Raw genomic sequence first — 16992 nt, forward strand, 5'->3', positions numbered from 1 at the left:
AGCAGTGAGATGGCGGCAGCCGACGGCGGCGGCATGCGGTCCGGTACGGAGCCGCTGCTCTCGGTCCGCGACCTGCGCGTCGCGTTCCAGCGCAAGGGCGAGCCCGAGACCGTCGCCGTCGACGGGGTCAGCTTCGACGTCGCTCCCGGCCAGGTCGTGGGCCTGGTCGGGGAGTCCGGCTGCGGCAAGTCTGTGACGTCGATGGCGATCATGCGGCTGCTCCCGGAACGCGGGGTGCGCGTGAGCGGCAGCGTGCTGATGGACGGCACCGACCTGCTGACGCTGTCCGGGTCGCAGATGCGGGAGCGCCGGGGCCGTGATCTGTCGATGGTCTTCCAGGACCCGCTCACGTCGCTGAACCCGGTGATCCCGGTCGGGCTGCAGGTCACCGAGGTGCTGCGGCGGCACCGCGGGATGAGCAAGGAGGTGGCGCGGAAGGCGGCCGCCGACCTGCTCGACCGGGTCGGCATCCCGGACCCGCGACGGCGGCTCGACTCCTACCCGCACCAGCTGTCCGGCGGCATGCGGCAGCGCGCGCTCATCGCGATCGCGCTCGCGTGCAGCCCGCGGCTGCTGATCGCGGACGAGCCGACCACAGCGCTGGACGTCACGATCCAGGCGCAGATCCTCGAGCTCCTGCGCGAACTGGTGCGCGAGACCGGGGCAGCCCTGATCATGATCACCCACGACCTGGGCGTGGTCGCCGGGTTGTGCGAGACCGTGAACGTGCTGTACGCGGGCCGGATCGTGGAGCGGGCCCAACGCCACCGGCTGTTCAGCACGCCGCGCCACCCGTACACGCACGGCCTGCTCCGGTCGATCCCGCGGCTGGACAGCCCGCAGGGCGAGGAGCTGCCGGCGATCAAGGGATCGGTGGTCGACAACGTGCCGTGGGACCACGCGTGCGCGTTCGCGCCGCGCTGCCCGCGGTCGCTGGGGCAGTGCGTGGAGGTCACGCCGGTGGGGGAGACCGCGGGCGGGCGGTTGCTGCGCTGCCACAACCCGGTGCCGGCGAGCGCGGAGTGAGCGACATGGCGGATGCATCGGACGGCGCCCTCCTGGACGTGCGGGACCTCGCCGTGCACTTCCCGATCAGGCGGGGCATGGTGCTTGACCGCACCGTCGGTCATGTGTACGCGGTGGACGGGGTCTCCCTGCGGATCCACCGTGGTGAGACCTACGGCCTTGTCGGTGAGTCCGGCTGCGGCAAGTCGACGCTCGGCCGGGCCATCCTGCGCCTCGTGGACCCGACGGCCGGCACGGTCGAGTTCGACGGGGTCGATGTCGCGCAGTTGGGTGGGGAGCGGCTGCGCACGATGCGCCGGCGGTTCCAGATGGTGTTCCAGGACCCGATGTCGAGCCTGAACCCCCGGCAGTCGGTGGAGTCGATGCTGGTCGAGGGGATCAGGGCGCACGGGCTGTCCCGGGGGGCGGAGGCCGACTCGGCCCGGCTGCGGGAGCTGGTCGACTCGGTCGGGCTGCCGCCGTCCGCGCTGCGTCGCTATCCGCACGAGTTCTCCGGTGGGCAGCGGCAGCGCCTCGGCATCGCCCGCGCGCTGTCGGTGGAGCCGGACCTGATCGTGGCCGACGAGCCGGTGTCGGCGCTGGACGTGTCGGTGCAGGCTCAGGTGCTGAACCTGCTGGGCCGGTTGCAGGACGACCTCGGGCTGACCTACCTCGTGATCGCCCACGACCTCGCGGTGGTCCGGCACGTCAGCGACCGGGTGGGCGTGATGTACCTGGGTGGGATCGTCGAGGAGGCGGCGTCGCAGGCGCTGTACGACGATCCGCAGCACCCGTACACGAAGGCCTTGCTGTCGGCGATCCCGGTGCCGGACCCGGAGTTGGAGGACCGCCGCGAGCGGATCCTGCTCACCGGCGACCTGCCGTCCCCGGCTGCTCCGCCGATCGGGTGCCGGTTCCACACCCGCTGCCCGTGGCGGCAGCCGACGCGTTGCGACTCCGAGCGGCCCGAGCTGCGGGTGATCCCCGGCGCGCCTGCCGGGCACCGCGTGGCCTGCCACTGGGCGGAGGAGATCCGCAACGGTGCGCTGCAGCCACACCAGGTGGAGCCGCCCGTGGCGGCCGACGACGTGCTCGGGCCCGGCGCTGTGCCCGAGCACCCCGGATCGGTGACTGAGATCTTGGGACGCTGAGTAACCGGACTTCCGGGTCCCGCGCCGAGCTCGCCGAGCTGGTGTCCGCCGGCGTCGTTACTCCGGCAGAGGAATGGGCCGGCGCACCGCGACGGCTTCCCGTGCCGGTGGGGGACGGTCCACCAGTGAGCTGCTCGATGGGCTGCGAGCCGATCGAGGGGTGATCTCGCGCCGAGCACGACCGCGGTCCGAGTCGCACCGCGCGGCCCGACGCCCGGTCCCGCCGCCGCGCGGCGTGCGGCCGCTGAGCATCAGGCGTGGGGCGGGTCCGACTCAGCCCGGTCGCCGGGCGAATGGACCTCCGGCCCCGGATCTCCCAGCCCTTGCACGGGCAGCCCGGCCGTTGCCGACCTCGCCGAGCAGGTGCTCCGGTGCGACGAGTAGCGCGTTCCGCTCGAGCAGTGCGTTGGCCGCGTCGCTCCCCGGCTCCGTGACGGTCCACTTCAGGGCGACCGACGCGTCGACGACGATCGTGCTCATGCGGTCCTCACCGCTCGTCCCGGTCTTCCCGGACGAGGTCTTCGGCCACCTGCTGGCCCTGCGCCAACCGGTTCCTCGCCTGGATCCGGCGCAGCCGATCGATGGCGTCGGACCGTTGCGACCCTGCTACCGACGGATCAAGCGCCCGCCGCAGGATCGCGACCACCTCCGCCGAGAGGGATCGCCCCTCGGCGGAAGCCCGTTCCCGAAGCCGTTCGTGGAGCTCGGACGGGATTCCGCGCACGTGAAGCTCGGTCACGCGCAGATGGTCCCGCTCAGGTCCCGGAGTGGTCCCGCGACTCAGCGCATCGCGCGGTTGACCGCCGAGACGACGGCCTTGAGCGAGGCGTTCACGATCGAGCCGTTGATGCCCACACCCCAGAACACGGTGTCCTCCACCGCGCACTCGACGTAGGCGGCGGCCCGGGCGTCGTCACCGGCGGACATGGCGTGCTCGTGGTAGTCGAGCACCCGCACGTCGAACCCGATCCCGGCCAGGGCGTCGACGAACGCGGCGATCGGGCCGTTGCCGCTGCCGCTGATCTCGTGGAGGTCGTTCTCGACGCGGACGGTGGCGACGATCTCGTCGTTGCCCTCACCGTCGCTCGTGATGCGGTGGCGGATGAGCTTCAGCGGGGTGACGCGGTCGAGGTACTCGGAGTCGAAGGCGTCGCGCATCTCCTTGGGGGAGATCTCGCCGCCCTCGCTGTCGGTGAACTCCTGGACCACCCGCGAGAACTCCATCTGCAGGCGTCGCGGCAGGTCGAGCTGGTGCTCGGACTTCATGATGTAGGCGACGCCGCCCTTGCCGGACTGCGAGTTCACCCGGATCACGGCCTCGTAGGTGCGGCCGATGTCCTTGGGGTCGACCGGCAGGTAGGGCACCTCCCAGCGGTAGTCGTCGACCTCGACGCCGGCCTCGGCCGCGTCGGCCTGCATGGACTGGAAGCCCTTGTTGATGGCGTCCTGGTGGCTGCCGGAGAACGCGGTGTAGACCAGGTCGCCGCCCCACGGGTGGCGCTCGCCCACGGGCAGCTGGTTGCAGTACTCGACGGTGCGGCGGATCGCGTCGATGTCCGAGAAGTCGATCTGCGGGTCGATGCCCTGGGTGAACAGGTTCATCCCCAGCGTGACCAGGTCGACGTTGCCGGTGCGCTCGCCGTTGCCGAACAGGCAGCCCTCGATGCGGTCGGCGCCGGCCTGGAAGCCCAGCTCGGCGGCGGCAACGCCGGTGCCGCGGTCGTTGTGCGGGTGCAGCGACAGCACCACGGCGTCGCGGCGGTCCAGGTGCCGGTGCATCCACTCGATGGAGTCGGCGTAGACGTTCGGGGTGGCCATCTCCACGGTCGCCGGCAGGTTGACGATCATCGGCGACTCGGGTGTCGGCTGCCAGATCGCGCTCACCGCGTTGCAGACGTCCACGGCGTACTCGAGCTCGGTGCCGGTGTAGGACTCGGGGGAGTACTCGAAGCGCCAGTCGGTGGCGGGGTACTTCTCGGAGAACCGCAGCACCTCCTCCGCACCGTCGGTGGCGATCTTCGAGATGCCCTGGCGGTCGGCGCGGAACACGACGCGGCGCTGCAGGATCGACGTCGAGTTGTAGAGGTGGACGATCGCGCGCGGCGCGCCTTCGCAGGCCTCGTAGGTGCGCTCGATCAGCTCGGGGCGGGCCTGCGTCAGCACCTGGATCGTGACGTCGTCCGGGATCACGTCCTGCTCGATGATCTCGCGGACGAAGTCGAAGTCGGTCTGGCTCGCGGCCGGGAACCCGACCTCGATCTCCTTGTAGCCCATCCGCACGAGCAGGTCGAACATGCGGCGCTTGCGGGCCGGGCTCATCGGGTCGATCAGAGCCTGGTTGCCGTCGCGCAGGTCGACGGCGCACCACAGCGGCGCCTTGGTGATCCGCTTCTCCGGCCAGGTGCGGTCGGGCAGCGATACCGGCTCGACGAGCTCGTGGAACGGCCGGTAGCGGTGGACCGGCATCTGCGAGCCGCGCTGCGGATTCCAGGCCGGCTGATCATCCGGAGCCGGGCGGTCGGGCGTGCGCAGCCGGCTGGTGGACGACGACGTGTAGGCGTCGGGGGACGTGGTCATCGGGGTGCTCCTGTGGGGGTGTGCCGATCTTCGAGGACCGGCGCACGCCACGACCCGCGACGAGGGGCCGGTCGGTCAGACCCCGCCGCGGCGACGAAGGAGCAGGCGTGCCACGTCGACGAGAGTAGCCCTGAGGTAGGGGCGTTCCGCAACCCGCCCCGATGTGGTGCGCCCTGTGCGCAACCCGAACCAGCGTCACCCGATCGGGTAATACCAGTCAGTAGCGCGCGCGGAGGGCGGCCGTGGGAGCATGGCCTACAACGAGCCCGGGGAGGTCTCCAGTGGCAGTGGGGAGCACGGCACGACGGGGGATCGACGCCCTCGGCAACGTGCTGCGGATCGTCGGCATGCTCATCGTCACGGTGCTCGTGGTGCACATCGTGCTCACGCTGCTCGGCGCCAACCCGGAGAACGGGCTGACGCAGCTGATCCGGGACGCGGCCGACACCTTCAACCTCGGCCTGAGCGATCTGTTCCTGCCCGAGGACCCGCGCCTCGGCGTGGTGCTGAACTACGGCACCGCGGCCCTGATCTGGTTCGTGATCACGACCGTGGTGGTGCGCATCGTGCGGCGCATCCCCTGACCCTTCACGCCGCGCCCGCGAGCCGGGCCGCGATCGCGCCCACGTCGGCCGGGGTGCCCGGCCACTGCTGCGCCGCCGGTGCGGGCGCGCGGCGGACCGGAGCCCGGGTGATCACGGTGGCGCCGCTGGTGTCCTGTTCCACGGGTGAGTAGCCGGCCGACCGCAACGCCTGCAGGACCTCTGCCACCGGGCGGTCGCTGACGAGGACGGTGTCGGCGAGCAGGCGCAGCCCCAGCGCGGCCAGCCCGCGCTGGGCCGCGAGCTCGGCGCCGAGGGGGGCGTCGGCCACCCGGACGCACGTGGCGACCGCGCTCACCCGGACCTGCCCGTGCTGGCGGGCGACGTCGCGGACGAGGTACTGGAGCGGCTGCGGGAGCGGGTGTTCGGCCGCTTCGGTGAACGCGGCCAGGAGCCCGTCGGCGGTGTGGCCCGCGTCGAACGCGCGCCGGACGCTCGCGGCCGTGAACCTCCAGACGGATGCGATGCCCCTGCGCTCGGGATCGGCGGCGGAGTCGAGCAGCCGCGTGAGCGGGGCCGCCGCGACGCCGGTGACGAGCGCGGTGAGGTCGGGCAGGAACGTGGCGGTGCCGGTGGGCGCCGGCAGCACCCCCGCGAGGGCACCCTGCAGTGCCTGGTGCGGGCGGTCGGTGCGGACGGCCGCGAGCAGCTCGTGCCCGAGCGGGGTGAGCGCCCCGTTGGCGAGCAGGCCGAGCAGCTCGGCCTCGGTGAGGGTGGCGCGCAGGCGGGCGGCGTCGTTCGGGAGCTCCCGGTCGAACGGCGCCCGGTGGGCCAGCAGCTCGCGCAGGGTGTCGAGCTCGACGAGGCCCCGGGCCCGGCCGAGCGACGCCAGCGCCGCGAGCGCACCGGAGCGCATCCGGAGGTGCTCCGGGTGGCCGTAGGTCCGCACGAGGGCGGGCGCGGGCCGGCCCGAGTCGTCGACGCGCAGGCTGGGCACCATCGGCAGCCCCCACCACGCGAGCAGGAGCCGGGCGTAGGCGTCGGCCGGCTCGGCGGCGAGCCACTCGTCGACCGGCTCGGTGGGCATCGCGACGCCGACGGGTGGCTGGTACCCGCGCCGCGGCGGCACGTGTCCCTTGCCCTCGCCGGCGAGGGCGACGAGCCCGGCCGCGGCGGCGGTCTCCAGCCCGAGCCGCACGGCCGTGACGTCGGACCCGAGCTCCTTGGCCGCCCGGCGCAGCTCGCGGACGCCGACACCGCCTCCCTGCACCGTGGCGAGCGGGCCGTGGTCGAGCAGCGTGACCAGCGCCCGGACCGAGTCCAGCGCAGCGAGCGCCGCGTGCTCGCCCGCGGCGCGCAGCTGCACCGGATCGACGGACGCGGTGCCGAGATGGGGCGGACGGGCGTCGAACGGAGCGTGGTACCCCGACCCGCGCACGGCCAGCGCGACCTCCCGCGGCATCTCGGCGATGCCCCACTCCGTGGGCACCGCCCAGCCCTGCACCGCGAGCCGGTGGCCCACGTCGGGCGGCTCGCCGGGCTCGGGGAACCGGACGCCCGAGCGGCGCGGCCCGTGCCACGCCAGCTGCCGCACGGCAGCTGCGACCCCGGGGTCCGCCCCGGCCAGCCGTTCCGGCACCGCCTCCGGGTCGGTGAGGAGGGCCACGACGGCGTCGATCCCCATCCGGCCCAGCCCGTGGACCCCGTGGTGGGCGCCGATGCGATCGAGCTGCTGGGCGGTGAGCCGGCCGTAGAGCTTGCGCGCCGCCCGGCCCAGGCCGAGCGGGTCGGGCGTGATCGCTCCCCAACCGCCGACCTGCCGGACCCTTCCGTGCAGCGGCCAGGCGAGCGCCATCCCGGTGAGCTCCCCGATCGCGGCATCGGCTGCCGCCGCGAGCGGGGCCTCGGTGGCCCCGAGCAGGGCTCGCAGCTCGTCCCGCGACGCGGACCCGCCGAGGGCGAGCAGCGCCTCGGCGACCTGCAGCGCCGGCTTGGAGAGCTCCAGCAGCGCCCGGTTGACCGATCCCTGTGCGGACAGCCGGTCGGCCAGCATCGCGAGATCCGTGGGCACCGGGTGGCGCAGAACGTCGGACCGGGCGCGCAGGATCGATTCCAGCTCCGCTGTGCTCAACGTCGCGAGCCACGCTCCCAGCCCGGCCGACCGGCTCATGAGCAGCAGGGTAGGCCGATGCACCGACAGGACCGGCGTTCGTCGGGCGCGGATCGTGCTCCGCCGGTGGGCTGTGGCGTAGCCCATTCCGATCGGCGCGATCGGTCCCGGCCGGTAGGGTGGGGCCCCGACCAGCACCCGGAGTGCACGTCCCAGGCGTGTGGATGCCCGCGGTGATGAGCCCGAAGGCCGCGGGCGCGATGCCCGCACGGCCAGGACAGGAGGTCGGCGGTGGCCCTCGTCGTGCAGAAGTACGGCGGATCGTCCCTTCAGGACGCGGACCGCATCAAGAAGGTCGCCGAACGGATCGTCCGCACGCACAAAGAGGGCAACGACGTCGTCGTGGTGTGCTCGGCCATGGGCGACACCACCGACGACCTGCTCGACCTCGCCGAGGAGGTATCGCCTGCCCCGCCGCCGCGCGAGCTGGACATGCTCCTCACGGCGGGTGAGCGCATGTCCAACGCGCTCGTGGCGATGGCCATCCACTCCCTCGGCGCGCAGGCCCGGTCGTTCACCGGGTCGCAGGCCGGCATGACCACCACGTCCAAGCACGGCGACGCCCGGATCGTGCAGGTCAACCCGCACCGCCTGCGGGAGGCGCTCGACGAGGGCTCGATCGTGCTCGTCGCCGGGTTCCAGGGCGTGAGCCAGGACTCGAAGGACGTCACCACGCTCGGCAGGGGTGGCTCGGACACCACCGCCGTGGCGCTCGCCGCCGCGCTCGAGGCCGACGTCTGCGAGATCTACACCGACGTCGACGGCATCTACAGCGCCGACCCGCGCATCGCCCCGGACGCGCGGCTGCTCGAGACCATCAGCTACGAGGAGATGCTCGAGATGGCCGCGTGCGGGGCGAAGGTCCTGCACCTGCGGGCCGTGGAGTACGCCCGGCGCTACAACGTCCCGCTGCGGGTGCGCAGCTCGTACAACGACAGGCCGGGCTCGCTCGTCACCGGCTCGATCGAGGAGATCCCCATGGAGCAGGCGATTCTCACCGGGGTCGCGCACGACCGGTCCGAAGCGAAGATCACCGTCACGGACGTGCCGGACACGCCGGGCATGGCGGCCCGGATCTTCCGCACGGTGGCCGACGCGGAGATCAACATCGACATGGTGCTGCAGAACGTCGGCCGCACCTCGGCGAACCGCACGGACATCACGTTCACGCTCCCGCGCAGCGACGGTCCGCGGGCCGTCGCCGCCCTCGCGGCGGTCCAGCCGGAGATCGGGTTCGCCGAGGTGCTGCACGACGAGGAGGTCGGGAAGGTGTCGCTGGTGGGCGCCGGCATGCGGTCGCACCCCGGCGTCACCGCCACGTTCTGCGAGGCGCTCTCCAACGCGGGGATCAACATCGAGACCATGAACACCTCGGAGATCCGGATCTCCGTGGTGTGCCGGCCCGACCAGCTCGACACCGCGGTGAGCGCCCTGCACGCCGCGTTCGAGCTCGGCGGTGACGAGCAGGCAGTGGTGCACGCCGGAACGGGACGGTGACCGGGATGATCGACGGATTCGACCAGGAGCCGCACGGCCGCCACGAGCACGGGCGCCACGAGCGGGGCCCGGTGCTCGCGCTCGTCGGGGCCACGGGGGCCGTGGGCACCACCATGATCGAGATCATCGACGCCCGCGAGAACGTGCCGTGGTCGCAGATCCGGCTCGTCGCGTCGCCCCGGTCGGCCGGGAAGGTGCTGCGCGTGCGGGGTGAGGACACCACCGTGCAGGCGCTCGCGCCCGAGGTGTTCGACGGCGTGGACGTCGCACTCTTCGACGTGCCCGACGAGGTCAGCGCGCAGTGGGCGCCGATCGCGGCCGAGCACGGCGCGGTGGCCGTGGACAACTCGGGTGCCTTCCGGATGGACCCCGACGTGCCGCTCGTGGTGCCGGAGGTGAACGCCGACAAGGCCACCGAGCGGCCGAAGGGGATCATCTCCAACCCCAACTGCACCACCCTGTCGATGATGGCCGCGATGGGTGCGCTGCACCGCGAGTTCGGGCTGGAGGCCCTGGTCGTGGCGTCCTACCAGGCGGCGTCCGGGGCCGGTCAGGGCGGCATCGACCGCCTCTACGCGGAGCTTTCCGCCGTGGCCGGTCAGGAGGTCGGGGTGAAGGGTGGCGACGTCGCCGCGGCGCTGGCGGCGGCCGGGCTCGATGCCGCGGCCTCGCCGTTCCCGGCGCCGCTGGCGCTCAACGTCGTGCCGTGGGCCGGCTCGGTCAAGGACGACGGCTGGTCGTCGGAGGAGCTCAAGGTCCGCAACGAGGCCCGCAAGATCCTCGGCATCCCGGATCTGAAGGTCTCCGCCACCTGCGTGCGCGTCCCCGTGATCACCACTCACTCGCTCGCGGTGCACGCCACGTTCTCGCGTGAGGTGTCGGTCGATGGAGCCCGCAAGGTGCTCGCCGAGCAGCCCTCGATCGTGCTGCGCGACGACCCGGCGGCGGGAGAGTTCCCCACGCCGGCGGACGCGGTGGGCGGCGACCCCACGTGGGTCGGGCGGATCCGGCAGTCGCTGGACTTCACGAACACGCTCGAGCTGTTCGTGTGCGGGGACAACCTGCGCAAGGGCGCCGCGCTGAACACCTACGAGATCGCGGAGACGGTGGCGACGAGCCTTTGACCCGTGCCATCGTGACGTGCTCGTGCCGGGCATGCTCGGTTGCCGCCTGCGGGCCCGCGAGTGGGTGGGGTTGGCGCGATTCTCGGGCGCGCCTCGCGTCGGCCGGCCGGAGATGTGTTCGGTAGGTCGGGCGGGGTCCTCGTGGTCTCGCGTCGGGGGCGCGAGTGGGCGCGCGGCGCGTTGCGCGCGGCGGTACGGACGGCGCCGAGTGGGGGAACTACCGATCCGGTGGGCGCTCTGCGAGGTGCTCGTCCTGCCGCCAAGCCGCCGGTTTCATGATCAGGTCGACCCCACGCGTCTCGGATCAAGATCGAACGCTCGAGAAGTCGACCTGATCATGTACTCGGAGGGCGTGATCCTTGCGGGATGCTGCTCAGCGCGCGCGATGGACCAGCGGCACCTTCGTCCGTACCTGACCGACGAGGGGCCCGTTCGTCGCCCCTGATCGGCGTCAGCCGGGGAGGCGGAGCGTCGTGAGGATGGCGCGGTGGTCGCTCCCGGCGATGTCGCGAACGTCGAACGTCTCGGCGTTGATGCCCTCGGTGGCGAAGACGTGGTCGATCTGCGGGCCGAAGGTCCGCGTCTGCGGGCTCGGGCCCCAGGTGGGGATCAGGCCGGCGCCGCGCTGGGCCGCCGCGTCCTCGCAACCTGCGGTGCCGGAACGCAGCGCGGAGTGGTCGAGCGTGGCGTTGAAGTCGCCCGCCACCACGACCGGCGCGGCACCGGAACACCACCGGGAGAGGAACGCGAGGTCGTCGTTCCACTCGGGCACGGAACCGGGGACCGGTGCCACCGAGTGGAACACCACGAAACGCATCGTGTCGAGCTCGCCGCCCTTCACCTCGATGTAGGGGAACGCGGACGTCTCGTCACCGATCCGCACCTCGACGTCGCCCAGCTGTTCCGACAGGACGGTGGTGACCTCCTCGACGTCGTCGTCATCGTCGTCGTCCGCGGAGACGTACATCCGGTAGCCCAGTGGCTCCACCAGCGGGGCGAGCTTCCGGGCGAATCCGGGGCCGGACTCGCTGAGTGCAACCGCATCCGGCTGCTCCGCCTCGATCAGCGCGGCGAGCGCGTTGGGGTCGGCCTCGCCCTCGTAGGTGTTGAACGCCAGCACCTGGAAGGGGGAGCCGTGCACCGGCTCGGTGTCCGGCAGTGCCCGGGGGAGCACCATGCTGCCGCCGATCAGGAGGACGGCCAGCACACCGGCGAGGAACGGCCACACCCGGCGCTCGAAGATCAGTACGACGAGCAGCATCACGAGCAGGGCGGCGACGCCGCAGAGGATCCACGGTCGGATCGACACGAGCTGCACGAACGGGCTGCGCCGGTCGAGCCCGAACAGCAGGTCCGGCACGGTCGGCACCGCCACGACCAGCGTGAACACGACCGCTGCCACGTATCGGAAGGTGCCGCTACGGCGCCGGTCTCCCCGCGGCGGCGGGGCCGGCGGGTAGGCGGGGGTGAACCGGTCCGGCGGTGCGGTCATCGGACCGAAGTCTTCCCTAAATCGGTTGAGAGCCCGCTGAGGGGGTGGCGCGCGCCTCCCGCCGGTGCCGCCCGAGCAGGCTGACCAGGGCGGCGGCGCCCAGCCCGGTGGACCCGACGGTGAGAACGGCGACGGCCGGCGATGCGACGTCGACGAGGAGCCCGGCGAGCGGTGTGGCGACCGTGGCGCCGAGCGTGATGGCGGAGCCGTGCAGGCCCGTGACCAGACCGCGCACGTGCTCCGGTGCCAGCGCGCTGACCGTCTCGGCGCTCGCGGCCATCGAGGGCGCGATCAGCAGCCCGACGGGGACGAGCAGCAGCGCGTAGGACCACCACGTCCCCGCGAGCCCGACCGGCAGGGCGGCGGCCCCGAGACAGCCGACGAGCACGGGGAGCGGGCGGGATCTCCGCGCGGCACCGTACGCGAACCCGCCGACGAGCGAGGCCACGCACCACACGGCGTTGACGAGCGGGATCCAGGCGGCGTTCCCGCCGAGTTGGAGCCCGGCGATCATCGACAGTTCGGTGCCGAAGATGACCGTGACCGCTGTCGTGGTGGCCAGGAGGGCCCCGAGCAGGCGCAGGTCGAACCACTGCCGCACGGGTGGTGGCGGCCCGCCGCCCGCGTCGTGGGCGGAGCGCGTGGGCGGGTTCAGCAGCACGAGCGCCCCGCCCGCCACGAGCCAGCCGGCCCCGACCGTCCACATCGCGGCGGTGGAGGACACCAGCAACGCCAGCAGCGCGCCGACCGCGGGCCCGATGATGTAGGAGATCTCGACCGACATCGAGTCGAGCGCGAACGCCGGGCGCCTGCGCTCCGCCGGCACGAGCACGGCGAGCGACTGCCGGGTGACGGAGTAGACCGGCACGCCCAGCAGCCCGCCGAGCAGGGCGCACGCCAGCAGCGACGGGTACGGGAGGAAGGGCGCGATGCCCCAGAACACCGCCTGGGCGGACAGCGTGAGCGCGAGCATCGTGCGCAGCCCGCGCCGGTCGACCAGCCGGCCGAGAAGCGGCGCCCCGATCGCCATGCCCACGGTGGCCGCGGCGCCGACCACGCCGGCGGCCGCATAACCCCGGTCCAGGGTGAGCACGACGTGCAGCGTGAGCGTGATGGCCGCCGCTGACGCCGGCAGGCGCGCGAGGAACGAGACGGCGGTGACCGCGCCGACCCCGGGGATGGCGAGGATGGCGCGGTAGGCGTGCACGCCCGTGCCGGCCTCCGCGTCCACGACCCCATCGTGGTCCAGGGCACCGACGGAACACGACCGAGTTGGGCGTCAGCAGGGCGGCTCGATCACGCTCCCGCCGGGGAGCGCGGCCCGTTCCACGTCGGTGAACGGGCGGTTCGAGAACGTGCAGAGGCGCTCGACCCACTGCTGCGCCGTCGTCGCCATCCGGAACGGGAGGGGACCGCCGTACTCCCCACCCACCCCGCCGACCTTCATCCACGTGCCGTCGTCGATCTCCAGAGCTCCGTCGTGGCCGAGCATGAAGTGGATCGTCCCGTCGTCCGCTCCGGTCGCGACGTCCCAGAACGTCTGGGTGGTGCCGTCACCCCGCCGGGTGCTGGTCACGGCGCGCCCGTCGGCGGTGAAGCCGATCGGCAGCGGGAAGCCGGGCGCCGGGAAGGGCTCGCCGATGATCTCCTGACGGTCGAGGTCCCACACCTCCTGCACCCCGGTCTGGGTCGAGACGAGCAGTCGGCTGCCCTCGGCGTCGGGGGCGAACCAGATCGGCAGCCTGCCCTCGCGGTGCGGCAACGCCGCGATCCGCTCGCCGCGCGCCACGTCCCACAGCTCGATCGTGTTGTCCGGCGCGAGGACGACGACCTCGTCCGGCCGGCCCCCTCCGCGTGCAGCGAGGACCGCGCCGGCGCGGCCGGCGAACCAGTCGCGCGCCGACTGCGTGGGGGCGAGGTCGATCGGCGCTCCGATCGGCGCGCCGGTCGTGCGGTCGAACTCGGCGAGCAGGCCGTCGGCGAGGGTGAAGAGGCGGTCGCCCGCGGAGGAGACCGCGGCCGCTTGCGCCGGTTCGCCCGGCCGCCGGGGGATCGGCGCGCGGACGACGGGCGCCAGTGCGGGCAGCGCGTACTGCGCCAGCACCATCCCGTCCCGCGGTGTCCCGCCGAGGATGCCGAGGCGGTCGTCCACGCTGGAGGTGGCGGTCGCGGGCGGCGCGAGCGGGTCCAGCCGCGCGACGGGCCGCCTCGTCGTCGCGTCGAACGTGGTGGCGCCGAACCGGCCGTAGAGGGCGACCACCGTTCGCCCGTCGTCGCTCACATCCAACCGGGGCGGGTCCCCGAAGAGCGCGGTGTAGGGGTTGGGGTCGGCGCGCAGCCGCAGGATCGACGTGCCGCGAGGCATGAGGACCGTTCGCGTCCCGTCCGGGCCGGGGAGGACCACCATCCGGTTGCCGATGCCGGAGCTCGCGGTGTTCGGGTCCGGCGGAACCGTGACGTCGAACACGCTGCCGTCGTCGAGGTCGATGATGCGGACGACGTCGTAGTCGCCGGGAGGGGCGATGCGTTCGGCCACGTGGTGGCCACCATCCACGGTCCCGAGCTCGCTGAACCGGGCGCAGTCCGCCGCGACGAGCGGCACCCTCCTCAGCTCCGCGCCGCCGACGATGGTGCGCACCACTGCCTGGGCCCGGCCGCTCGCATCGACCTCGCACGTCGCCACGCGATCGCCCGGCGAGAGGGGCAGGGACCCTCCCGGGAACGAGCCGAGCTCGGCGCCGTCGCCGAGGCGTCGTACCACGAGGCGCGAGTCCGGCCGGAGCGGGTCGCCGGTGCGCATCATGACGGAAGTCCCATCGTCGCTCAGCGCCAGACCCGTGACGCCGCGTTCGGGCACCGGGGTGCCGTCGTACGGCGCCGGGCGGCGGGCGGTCACGTCCCAGATGCGCAGGCGGTTGCCGCCGCTGCCGTCGGCCTCCAGCCAGCCGATGCGGTTGTCGGTGACCTCGACGGCGGGTTCGATCGCGGCGTCGCCGGCCGGGCTGGAGAGCACCCGTGGCCCGGTGCCGGTCGTCGGGTCCCACAGCAGCACGGACTGCCCCGCGACGGCCGCCACGTGGCGGCCGTCGTCACCGATGTTGATCCGCCGCACGTCCGGGGGCACGCCGTCCAGCGCCTGCCGGTGGACCGGGCCGAGCGGCAGACCGGTGAGCACGAAGGCACCGCCGCTGTCCCGGACCAACATGGCGCGACCCTCGTCGGCCGGGCCGAACGCCATGATCGGTTCGGCCGCGACCCCCGCGAGCACGCCCTCGACCGACCGCGTCGCCATGTACTCGTGCAGCAGGGCCGAGCGCACGGACGGCTTCTGCGGGTCCAGCCGGTAGCCGGCGAGCGCGAGCTGGATGGCGGCGACCGGGTCGCTGGGGGCGAGCCTGATCGACGCCTGGCCGAGTAGCTCGGCGTTCGCGAGATCGAGCTGATCCCCGAGCGCGTTGCCGCGGTCGACCGCCACGACCGCCAGCACCCCGGCGGCGAGCGTGATCACCGCCAGCACCGCCGTGACGATCCGCCACCGCCGCACCTCGCGGCGCTGCCGGGTCCGGCTGCGCTGCACGAACTCGACGTCGGCGGCGGGGACGTCCGCCGCGCGGGCCGGCAGGCGGTCGAGCGCGGTGGCCAGCGCCGCGCCGCGCAGCAGGGCGCCGTCGTCGCGCCCGGTCTCCTCCCAGCGCTCGCGCTGCAGGCCGACCTGGTCCCGCCAGCCGAGGAAGTCCCGGTCGTCGGTGAGCCAGTCGCGCAGCCGGGGCCAGTGCGCGATCAGCGCCTGGTGGGCGAGCTGGATGCGCTCCTGACCGTCGGTGTCGCGCTCGACGACCACGAGCCGGCCCGCCGCCAGGCGCAGCACGAGCGGGCGCAGGTCGGCGGCCACCTCGCCCCAGCGCAGCGGTCTGCGGACGAAGCGACCGTCGCGGTCCGGCCCGGCCAGCGCGGTGAACAGTCGCCGCAGCCGGTCGGCGTCGGGCGCGTCGAAGCCCGCGACCACGGCCTCGGCGTGCGTGGCGACCACCCCGGCCACCCCGCCTGCCTCCTCGTACGCGCGGAGCGTGAGGTGGCCGCCCTCCCGCCGCGCCCACAGCTCGGTGAGCAGCGACTCCACCAGCGGCAGCTGCCCGGGCTCCGCCGCGGCGTCGTCGAGGATGCGGTCGACGAGTCCCGGTTCGAACGAGAGCCCGGGGGCCCGCTCGGCCGGTGCCACGATCGCGTTGCGGAGCTGGCCGCGGTCCATCGGCGGCAGCAGCACGGTGCCGGAGCCGAGCAGTCCCGCGAGCTCGGGGACGAGGACGTCGTCGAGCGTGGCCGAGCGCAGGGTGAGCACGGCGCGCACGCCGTCGCTCTCGCGGACGAGATCACCGATCCGTTCGAGCAGCTCCGTGGCGGCGCCCGGGTCGGTGGCGGCGAGCTCCTCGAACTGGTCGACGACGAGCACCAGGCGTTCGCGGGTGCCGGCGGGAACGACCTCGGCGAGCAGCTCGGCGGCCGGACGGCCCGGCAGCGGCCGCAGCTCGGCCACGGGCACGCCCTCCGCACGTAGCCGTGGCAGGAGGCCCGCCCGCACCAGCGACGACTTGCCGGCACCGGACGGCCCGGCCACCGCCACCAGCGGCCGGCGGGTGACGGCGTCGACCAGGCGGTCGACGTCGCCGTCGCGCCCGAAGAAGAAGCTCGCGTGCTCCTCCCCGAACGGTTCCAGGCCGCGGTACGGGCACGGCAGCAGCTCCGGGTCGACGCCGAGCACCTGGTCGATCGGGATGAGGTAGGCGGTGGTGGTGCCGCTGAGGTCGGTGGCCACCGTCATGCCCACGACCGCGCCCGACGTCTCGTCCCACACCGGCGAGCCGCTGAAGCCCTCCACGATCGGCTGCTCGCCCGCGGTGCCCTGCATCTGGAACCACCGCGTGCCTTGCTGGCCGCGGAACCGGCCCGTGGCCCACACCCCGTCGGCCATCCCGTCGGGGAAACCCAGCACCCGGAACGGGTGGTCCCACAGCTGGTCGACGCGGCGCAGCGGCGGCATCCGCGCGCCCTCGGGAAGCGGATCCCGCACGCGCAGCACCGCGATGTCGCCGGTGCCCTCCGGTGCGATCGGGATCCACCGCGCCACCTCCGCGGTGACCCGTTCGGGCGAGTCCGCGAACAGCAGGGGGAGATCGAGCTCCACGCGCCGGGATGGGGGCATCGGGTCGTACGGATCGCTCCGAACAGCAGCGGCGACGACGTGGGCGCAGGTGGCCACCAGATCCGGCCCGATCACGAACCCCGCGCCGACCGGCTCGCCGGCCCCGTCGAGGATCCGCACGACGACGCGCGACGGTACGGCCTGGTCCCGCTGCGTCGTCGTCACTTACCCCCCGATCACGACGGGCGGAGTGTATCCATGATCGGGAGTGACCCGTATCACTTCGAGGCAACG

At 73.3% G+C, this 16992-nt stretch carries 12 protein-coding genes; 5 read left to right on the forward strand and 7 right to left on the reverse strand.

Features of this window, described 5'->3' with window-relative positions:
* Positions 1-33: 33 nt before the first annotated feature.
* Together ACU436_RS20370 and ACU436_RS20375 are read left to right on the forward strand one after the other, a co-directional pair.
* A complete protein-coding gene (locus tag ACU436_RS20370) occupies positions 34-1026 on the forward strand; it encodes an ABC transporter ATP-binding protein (protein ID WP_459028167.1) in 993 nt (330 codons plus the stop codon).
* A 5-nt stretch (positions 1027-1031) separates the two neighbouring features.
* Entirely contained in the window at positions 1032-2156 is a 1125-nt protein-coding gene (locus ACU436_RS20375) for an ABC transporter ATP-binding protein (protein WP_459027533.1), read from the forward strand.
* A 273-nt stretch (positions 2157-2429) separates the two neighbouring features.
* Here the strand turns inward: ACU436_RS20375 and ACU436_RS20380 are convergent, their stop codons facing one another.
* From ACU436_RS20380 to leuA, 3 genes are read right to left on the reverse strand one after another with little or no spacing between them, the layout of a single operon-like run.
* On the reverse strand, positions 2430-2636 hold the full coding sequence (locus ACU436_RS20380) for a hypothetical protein (RefSeq protein ID WP_459027535.1): 207 nt from the start codon (positions 2634-2636) through the stop codon (positions 2430-2432).
* Between the two features lie 7 nt (positions 2637-2643).
* Positions 2644-2895, reverse strand: coding sequence for a FitA-like ribbon-helix-helix domain-containing protein (locus tag ACU436_RS20385; protein ID WP_459027536.1), 252 nt, complete (start codon positions 2893-2895; stop codon positions 2644-2646).
* Positions 2896-2936: 41 nt separating this feature from the next.
* On the reverse strand, positions 2937-4733 hold the full coding sequence (leuA, locus tag ACU436_RS20390; protein ID WP_459027538.1) for a 2-isopropylmalate synthase: 1797 nt from the start codon (positions 4731-4733) through the stop codon (positions 2937-2939).
* 281 nt (positions 4734-5014) lie between these two features.
* On the opposite strand from leuA, the gene ACU436_RS20395 reads away from it, so the two are divergent.
* Entirely contained in the window at positions 5015-5317 is a 303-nt protein-coding gene (locus ACU436_RS20395) for a hypothetical protein (protein ID WP_459027540.1), read from the forward strand.
* Between the two features lie 4 nt (positions 5318-5321).
* Here the strand turns inward: ACU436_RS20395 and ACU436_RS20400 are convergent, their stop codons facing one another.
* Positions 5322-7445: a helicase-associated domain-containing protein gene (locus tag ACU436_RS20400; protein WP_459027542.1), complete on the reverse strand. Its 2124-nt coding sequence runs from the start codon at positions 7443-7445 to the stop codon at positions 5322-5324.
* Positions 7446-7676: 231 nt separating this feature from the next.
* On the opposite strand from ACU436_RS20400, the gene ACU436_RS20405 reads away from it, so the two are divergent.
* Both ACU436_RS20405 and ACU436_RS20410 read left to right on the forward strand, forming a co-directional pair.
* A complete protein-coding gene (locus ACU436_RS20405) occupies positions 7677-8942 on the forward strand; it encodes an aspartate kinase (protein ID WP_459027544.1) in 1266 nt (421 codons plus the stop codon).
* Between the two features lie 5 nt (positions 8943-8947).
* Entirely contained in the window at positions 8948-10066 is a 1119-nt protein-coding gene (locus ACU436_RS20410; protein WP_459027546.1) for an aspartate-semialdehyde dehydrogenase, read from the forward strand.
* A 451-nt stretch (positions 10067-10517) separates the two neighbouring features.
* On the opposite strand, the gene ACU436_RS20415 is transcribed toward ACU436_RS20410, so the two are convergent.
* The 3 genes from ACU436_RS20415 to ACU436_RS20425 all read right to left on the reverse strand — a co-directional run bounded on the left by ACU436_RS20415 (position 10518) and on the right by ACU436_RS20425 (position 16923).
* Positions 10518-11468, reverse strand: a complete 951-nt coding sequence (locus tag ACU436_RS20415; RefSeq protein ID WP_459027547.1) for an endonuclease/exonuclease/phosphatase family protein — start codon at positions 11466-11468, stop codon at positions 10518-10520.
* A gap of 106 nt (positions 11469-11574) precedes the next feature.
* Positions 11575-12789: an MFS transporter gene (locus ACU436_RS20420; protein ID WP_459027549.1), complete on the reverse strand. Its 1215-nt coding sequence runs from the start codon at positions 12787-12789 to the stop codon at positions 11575-11577.
* Between the two features lie 48 nt (positions 12790-12837).
* On the reverse strand, positions 12838-16923 hold the full coding sequence (locus ACU436_RS20425) for an nSTAND1 domain-containing NTPase (protein ID WP_459027551.1): 4086 nt from the start codon (positions 16921-16923) through the stop codon (positions 12838-12840).
* Positions 16924-16992 lie beyond the last annotated feature (69 nt).

The sequence above is a fragment of the Pseudonocardia wallangbongensis genome (assembly GCF_054486945.1).

What these genes read in the sequence shown, in the direction of transcription:
- ACU436_RS20370 (WP_459028167.1), top strand. Translation starts at nt 34, where the DNA reads ATGCGGTCCGGTACGGAGCCGCTGCTCTCGGTCCGCGACCTGCGCGTC.
- ACU436_RS20375 (WP_459027533.1), top strand. Translation starts at nt 1,032, where the DNA reads ATGGCGGATGCATCGGACGGCGCCCTCCTGGACGTGCGGGACCTCGCC.
- ACU436_RS20380 (WP_459027535.1), bottom strand. Translation starts at nt 2,636, where the DNA reads ATGAGCACGATCGTCGTCGACGCGTCGGTCGCCCTGAAGTGGACCGTC.
- leuA (WP_459027538.1), bottom strand. Translation starts at nt 4,733, where the DNA reads ATGACCACGTCCCCCGACGCCTACACGTCGTCGTCCACCAGCCGGCTG.
- ACU436_RS20400 (WP_459027542.1), bottom strand. Translation starts at nt 7,445, where the DNA reads ATGAGCCGGTCGGCCGGGCTGGGAGCGTGGCTCGCGACGTTGAGCACA.
- ACU436_RS20410 (WP_459027546.1), top strand. Translation starts at nt 8,948, where the DNA reads ATGATCGACGGATTCGACCAGGAGCCGCACGGCCGCCACGAGCACGGG.